The following is a 5,358-nucleotide window of genomic DNA, read 5'->3' as shown; positions in this document are numbered from 1 at the left end:
GGTCATGCCCCATGGTGCGGCCCTTGCCATAGGCCCCGCCTTCGGGACGGAAGGGACCGGTGACGGGGGTCAGATCCGCCCCCAGATGCGCCAGCATCGCCTCGATCACATGGTCACGCCGGATCGTCAGGTGAACCGCGCCGATCTGACAGGGCGTGTGCCGGTTGCCGATATGCCAGGCCAGCCGCGCCAGATCGCCGCGCACCTCAATGAGGTCCTCCGGGGCCGCCTCGACGCCCACCGCGCGCCCATCGTCGAGCGCAAAGCCCCAGTGATCGTCCAAGTTCGTCACCTCCGCCAGATCGACCAGAAAGGCGAGGCCGCCCCGCCCCACCAACCGCTTGCGCCGCATGAGCCGCGCGTCATAGTCGAGCACGACCGTATCGGCGATCTGCGCGGGGGCGTCATGCAAGAGGCGGCGGGCGGTGGGCAGATCGGTCATGGTTGGGCTTTCAGAACATGAAATAGCGTTGCGCGAGCGGCAGTTCAGAGGCCGGTTCGCAGGTGAGCAATTCGCCATTGGCGCGCACTTCGTAGGTTTCGGGATGCACCTCGACCTCGGGTGTCAGGCTGTTGTGGATCATGTCGCGCTTGGTGATCTTGCGGGTATTGGCGACGGCCACGGTGTCCTTGGCCAGCCCGAGTGCAGCGCCGATCCCGTCCGCCTGCGCCGCTGCGCTGACAAAGAGCACCGCCGAGCGTTCGACCGCCCGCCCATAGGCCCCGAACATGGGCCGCGAATAGACCGGTTGCGGTGTGGGAATGGACGCATTGGGATCACCCATCTGCGCCAGCACGATAGAGCCGCCCATCAGCACCATTTCCGGCTTTGCGCCGAAAAACGCCGGGTCCCAGAGCACAAGATCGGCGCGTTTGCCGGGCGTGACGCTTCCGATATGGGCGCTCATCCCGTGGACGATGGCGGGGTTGATGGTGTATTTGGCGATATACCGCTTCACCCGCATATTGTCGTTGTCGCCGGTTTCCTCGGCCAGCCGCCCGCGCTGCTTGCGCATTTTCGAGGCGGTCTGCCAGGTGCGGATGATCACCTCGCCCACGCGCCCCATGGCCTGACTGTCCGAGGCCATGACCGAAAACGCGCCCATGTCGTGCAGGATATCCTCGGCGGCGATGGTTTCGCGGCGGATACGGCTCTCGGCAAAGGCCACATCCTCGGGGATCGCCTTGTCGAGGTGGTGACAAACCATCAGCATGTCGAGATGCTCTTCGATGGTGTTGACGGTATAGGGCATGGTCGGGTTGGTCGAGGAGGGCAGGATATGCTCATACCCTACCACCTTCATGATGTCTGGCGCGTGTCCACCACCTGCGCCCTCGGTGTGAAAGGCATGAATCGTGCGTCCCTTGATGGCGGCAAGCGTGTTTTCCACAAAGCCGCTTTCATTCAGCGTGTCGGTGTGGATCATCACCTGCACATCCATATCATCGGCAACACTCAGGCAGCAATCAATCGCACCGGGCGTGGTGCCCCAATCCTCGTGCAGCTTCATCGCGCAGGCCCCCGCGCGGATCATTTCGATCAGCGCCTCGGGTTGGCTCGCGTTGCCCTTGGACGAGAGGCCGAAATTCATCGGAAAGGCATCCAGCGATTGCAGCATCCGCCCGATGTGCCACGCCCCCGGCGTGCAGGTGGTGGCAAGCGTGCCATGGGCCGGGCCGGTGCCGCCGCCCAGCATGGTGGTGATGCCGGAATGCAGCGCATCCTCGATCTGTTGCGGACAGATGAAATGGATATGCGCGTCAAACCCGCCGGGGGTCAGGATGCGGCCCTCTCCGGCGATGATCTCGGTTCCCGGTCCGATGATGATATCCACGCCCGATTGCGTGTCGGGATTGCCCGCCTTGCCGATTGCGGCAATGAGGCCATCCTTCAGGCCGACATCTGCCTTGGTGATCCCCTGATGATCGACGATGAGCGCGTTGGTGATGACGGTATCCATCGCCCCGCCCGCGCGCGTGGTTTGAGATTGCCCCATGCCATCGCGGATCACCTTGCCGCCGCCGAATTTCACCTCTTCGCCGTAAGTGGTCAGATCACGCTCTACCTCGATGATGAGGTCGGTATCGCCAAGGCGCAGCCGGTCGCCCGTGGTAGGGCCATACATGGCCGCATAGGCAGCGCGGGGGATCGCGTAGGGCATCTAGAGGTCTCCCATCACCAGTTGATTAAAGCCGAACACCCGCCGCGCGCCGCCGTAAGGGATCAGCCGCACCTCGCGGCTTTGCCCCGGCTCGAAACGGACGGCGGTGCCCGCAGGGATATCCAAGCGCTGCCCGCGTGCGGCGGTGCGGTCGAACGCAAGCCCGCTATTGGCCTCGGCAAAGTGATAATGGCTGCCCACCTGCACCGGCCTGTCGCCGGTATTGGCGACCATCAGCACGGTCACGGGCGCGTCTGCGTTGAGAGTGATCTCGCCCTCGGCACAGAGCACCTCGCCGGGGATCATTTCCGCACCTTGGCCAGGACATAGCCCCCTGCCCCCGCAAGAACGCCGACCACGCCAAGCCACAGCGCGTCACTCCCATGCGGATGCAGATGCGGGCCGGAATGGGCCAGCGCCAGCGTCGGGGTGAGCAGGAAAAAGGCAACGGGATAGCGCATGATCGGGTCCTTTCAGCGGATGGGATTGTGAACGGTGACAAGCTTGGTGCCATCGGGAAAGGTCGCCTCGACCTGCACGGCATGGATCATCTGTGCGATGCCTTCCATACATTGCTCGGCGGTCACGACATGCGCGCCCGCCTCCATCAGATCGGCCACCGTGCGCCCGTCGCGCGCGCCCTCAACCACGTAGTCGGTGATCAGCGCCACCGCCTCGGGGTGGTTGAGCTTGACGCCCCGCGCCAGCCGCCCGCGCGCCACCATGGCGGCGAGGCTGATCAAGAGCTTGTCCTTTTCACGCGGGGTGAGGTTCATCGCGTAACTCTCCTAGATTTGCCAGACGCGGGGCAAGGGGCCGGTGCGCAGGGCGCGGACAAGGCGCATGATCTGGCGCTTGAGCGGCCAGCCATCGGCGGCCATGAGGCGGATCATCAGCTTGCCGTCAAAGCCTGAGGCGCCGCCCGTCACGCCCTCTTCGGTCAATTCCGCGCGGGCGCGCTCCACAGCATCCGCAGCCCCTTGCGCCACCAGCGCCAGCGTGGCAAAGGCCCGCGCCCCGCCCAGAATGGCGGGACCGGCGGTCAACGCCTCGGTGCCCAGATGCAGCGGCTCGATCAGCAGGGGGCGGCCCAAGCGCATGATCCGGCGCGTGTCGCGCAGGGTGACGTCGGCCAGCGTCTCGCCCATGGCCGCACGGCCTAGAACGATGGCCTCGAGCATGAGGCACGAGGCATCTTGCGCCAGTTCAATCACCGTCTCGCGGTGCAGGTGACTGCTGTCATAGAGGATGGTTTCCTGCGGCAGCCAATCCAGATGCGCGCCCGCCCCGACCGTATGCCGGACGCTGACATGCGCAGCCCCGCCCGTGCTGCGATACGCGCGCTCGGCTGTTTGCGTGGAGGCGGTGGCCCGGCATCCCGCCGCCAGATCAAGGCGATAGGCCAGCGTATCGCCGCCCGCCAGCCCGCCGGAGGTGTTGAGAAACACCACCTCTGGCCCAGATGCGCCGGGATGCACAAACGCCTTGGCCGATCCAACCTGATGCAACCGGTCAAGCCGCGCCCCCGCAGGGCCGGGCAAGAGGCCCACATGGGCCGCGCCGTGGCTACGCTGATGCAAGGGGACAGGACAGGCAGTCATGGGTGATTCCGGGTTGTGACAGGTCAGAGGCTACCGCTTGCGTCAGCCCCTGCCAGTGGCCGCGCGTGCCATCCCGGCATCGAACCCGCACGCCATTTGCATCTGCCTGTTTTTAGCGCACATCGCCCATCAAATGGACACTTCACGCAAGAGCCGCGCGCGCTCTACTGTCGCCGCCGGTTCGGACAGCCGCACCTCGCCCCGGTTCAAGACCACCAGATCATCCGCCAGCCCATAGGCGAAATCGAAATACTGCTCGACCAGAACGATGGCGATTTCCCCCTCGTCGCGCAGCAGGCCGATCACCTCGCCAATCTGCTTGATGATATTGGGCTGGATACCCTCGGTCGGCTCATCCAAGAGCAAGACGCGCGGGCGCGCGATGAGCGCGCGGGCGATGGCCAATTGTTGTTGCTGTCCGCCCGAAAGATCGCCGCCGCGCCGGTCCTTCATCTGTTCCAGCACCGGAAAGAGATCATAGATCCGCGGCGGAATCCGATGTTCGGATTTCGGGAGACAGGCAAATCCGGTCTCGAGGTTCTCGGTCACGGTCAGGAGCGGGAACACCTCGCGCCCCTGCGGCACATAGCCGATGCCCGCCCGCGCCGCCTGCGCTGCGCTGAGGTGATCGAGAACCACCCCATCCAGCGTGATGCGCCCCCCCGAATAGGGATGCCGCCCGGCGATGGCCTTGAGGAGGCTGGTCTTGCCCACCCCGTTGGTGCCCATCACCGCCGTCACGGCCCCCGGTCGCGCGGTCAGGCTGACGCCATGCAGGATTTGCGACGCGCCATAATGCAGCGTGAGGTTCTCGACGCTCAGCATCGCTCATCTCCCCAGATAGACATCAATCACCTGCTGGTTCTGGGTCACATGATCCAGACTGCCTTCGGCCAGAACCGAGCCTTCGTGCAGCACCGTCACCTTGCAGCCAAGGCGGCGGATGAATTCCATGTCATGCTCGATCACCACCACAGCGCGGGTTTCCGCCGCGCGTTTGAGAATATCGGTGGTATGTTCGCGCTCGGCCGGGGTCATCCCGGCGGCAGGCTCGTCCACCAGCAATAGACGCGGGTCCTGAGCCAGGAGCATGCCAATTTCCAGCCATTGTTTTTGCCCATGGCTCAACTCTCCGGCACGTCGCGGCAGCGCATCAGCGAGGCCGATTTCCTCGGCCAGTTCGGCAATCCGGGCGGTTGCGGTCTTGGAGCGGCGATAGAACAGCACATCGAACGGCCCACGCTTGGCCTTTAGTGCCATGGCGAGGTTTTCACGCACAGTCTGCGCCTCAAAGACCGTCGGTTTCTGAAACTTGCGGCCTATGCCTGCCCGCGCAATCTGGCTCTCACTCAGACCTAAGAGCGACACGTTCTTTTCGCCCCAGATCACCCGGCCCTCATCCGGTCGTGTCTTGCCAGTGACGATGTCCATAAAGGTTGTCTTGCCCGCCCCGTTGGGGCCGATCACAGCGCGCAACTCTGGCTCTGCCACCTGAATCGACAGGTTGTTGATGGCACGGAACCCATCAAAGGTGACAGAAACGCCCGAGACTTCGAGAAGCGTGGTCATGGTTTTCTCACGATCATGTCAAAGAG

General features: G+C 64.3%; 8 protein-coding genes. All 8 read right to left on the bottom strand.

Features of this window, described 5'->3' with window-relative positions; genetic code table 11:
* Positions 1-442: urease accessory protein UreE (locus tag KBT70_RS14910; RefSeq protein ID WP_296635452.1), on the bottom strand; the 442-nt coding region annotated here is incomplete at its 3' end.
* 10 nt (positions 443-452) lie between these two features.
* Entirely contained in the window at positions 453-2,162 is a 1,710-nt protein-coding gene (ureC, locus tag KBT70_RS14905) for an urease subunit alpha (RefSeq protein ID WP_296635448.1), read from the bottom strand.
* A complete protein-coding gene (locus tag KBT70_RS14900) occupies positions 2,163-2,468 on the bottom strand; it encodes an urease subunit beta (protein ID WP_296635445.1) in 306 nt (101 codons plus the stop codon).
* Entirely contained in the window at positions 2,465-2,623 is a 159-nt protein-coding gene (locus KBT70_RS14895) for a hypothetical protein (protein WP_296635442.1), read from the bottom strand. Before KBT70_RS14895 ends, KBT70_RS14900 begins: the two co-directional genes overlap by 4 nt.
* 12 nt (positions 2,624-2,635) lie before the next feature.
* Complete coding sequence (locus tag KBT70_RS14890) at positions 2,636-2,938, bottom strand: urease subunit gamma (RefSeq protein WP_296635438.1); 303 nt, start codon at positions 2,936-2,938, stop codon at positions 2,636-2,638.
* A gap of 12 nt (positions 2,939-2,950) precedes the next feature.
* Positions 2,951-3,763, bottom strand: a complete 813-nt coding sequence (locus tag KBT70_RS14885; RefSeq protein WP_296635435.1) for an urease accessory protein UreD — start codon at positions 3,761-3,763, stop codon at positions 2,951-2,953.
* Positions 3,764-3,892: 129 nt separating this feature from the next.
* Positions 3,893-4,588 (bottom strand): urea ABC transporter ATP-binding subunit UrtE, encoded by a 696-nt coding sequence (gene urtE / locus KBT70_RS14880; RefSeq protein WP_296635432.1) that lies wholly within the window; start codon positions 4,586-4,588, stop codon positions 3,893-3,895.
* Between the two features lie 3 nt (positions 4,589-4,591).
* Positions 4,592-5,332, bottom strand: coding sequence for an urea ABC transporter ATP-binding protein UrtD (gene urtD, locus KBT70_RS14875; protein WP_296635430.1), 741 nt, complete (start codon positions 5,330-5,332; stop codon positions 4,592-4,594).
* Positions 5,333-5,358 lie beyond the last annotated feature (26 nt).

The sequence above is a fragment of the Roseovarius sp. genome (assembly GCF_018066915.1).
Taxonomy (GTDB): Bacteria; Pseudomonadota; Alphaproteobacteria; order Rhodobacterales; family Rhodobacteraceae; genus Roseovarius.
Note: the sequence above shows the minus strand (reverse complement) of the source record. Positions and strands in the feature narration are given on the sequence as shown.

Coding starts and splice junctions, on each gene's coding strand:
- ureC (WP_296635448.1), bottom strand. CDS start 2,162: ATGCCCTACGCGATCCCCCGCGCTGCCTATGCGGCCATGTATGGCCCT.
- KBT70_RS14900 (WP_296635445.1), bottom strand. CDS start 2,468: ATGATCCCCGGCGAGGTGCTCTGTGCCGAGGGCGAGATCACTCTCAAC.
- KBT70_RS14895 (WP_296635442.1), bottom strand. CDS start 2,623: ATGCGCTATCCCGTTGCCTTTTTCCTGCTCACCCCGACGCTGGCGCTG.
- KBT70_RS14890 (WP_296635438.1), bottom strand. CDS start 2,938: ATGAACCTCACCCCGCGTGAAAAGGACAAGCTCTTGATCAGCCTCGCC.
- KBT70_RS14885 (WP_296635435.1), bottom strand. CDS start 3,763: ATGACTGCCTGTCCTGTCCCCTTGCATCAGCGTAGCCACGGCGCGGCC.
- urtE (WP_296635432.1), bottom strand. CDS start 4,588: ATGCTGAGCGTCGAGAACCTCACGCTGCATTATGGCGCGTCGCAAATC.
- urtD (WP_296635430.1), bottom strand. CDS start 5,332: ATGACCACGCTTCTCGAAGTCTCGGGCGTTTCTGTCACCTTTGATGGG.